Here is a 364-nt window from a genome sequence, read left to right as displayed (position 1 = left end):
AATCCTCCAAAAGTGGTGACCCGTACGGGATTCGAACCCGTGTTACCGCCGTGAAAGGGCGGTGTCTTAACCACTTGACCAACGGGCCAAAAAAATTTCAAAACTTTTTCCAAGCTTCCAACCGGGCTTGAACCGGTGACCTCTTCCTTACCATGGAAGTACTCTACCAGCTGAGCTATGGAAGCATAATGGCTCCGCAGGTAGGAATCGAACCTACGACCGATCGGTTAACAGCCGATAGCTCTACCGCTGAGCTACTGCGGAATAATACAAGCCTGGCAACGTCCTACTCTCACAGGGACAAGGTCCCAACTACCATCGGCGCTAGAGAGCTTAACTTCCGTGTTCGGTATGGGAACGGGTG

Annotated in this window: 3 tRNA genes and 1 rRNA gene; all 4 read right to left on the bottom strand. The window is 51.9% G+C overall.

The features are described 5' to 3' along the window. Positions 1–13: 13 nt before the first annotated feature. Positions 14–88, bottom strand: a tRNA-Glu gene (locus tag MR109_RS29890). 24 nt (positions 89–112) lie between these two features. Continuing rightward, a tRNA-Thr gene (locus MR109_RS29885) sits at positions 113–185 on the bottom strand. A gap of 4 nt (positions 186–189) precedes the next feature. After that, a tRNA-Asn gene (locus MR109_RS29880) sits at positions 190–264 on the bottom strand. 9 nt (positions 265–273) lie between these two features. Next, positions 274–364, bottom strand: a 5S ribosomal RNA gene (gene rrf, locus MR109_RS29875); the annotation flags it as partial.

Source organism: Bacillus cereus group sp. BfR-BA-01310 (assembly GCF_022664325.1).
Classification (GTDB): Bacteria; Bacillota; Bacilli; order Bacillales; family Bacillaceae_G; genus Bacillus_A; species Bacillus_A paramycoides.
This window is presented reverse-complemented; position numbering and strand designations above follow the sequence as displayed.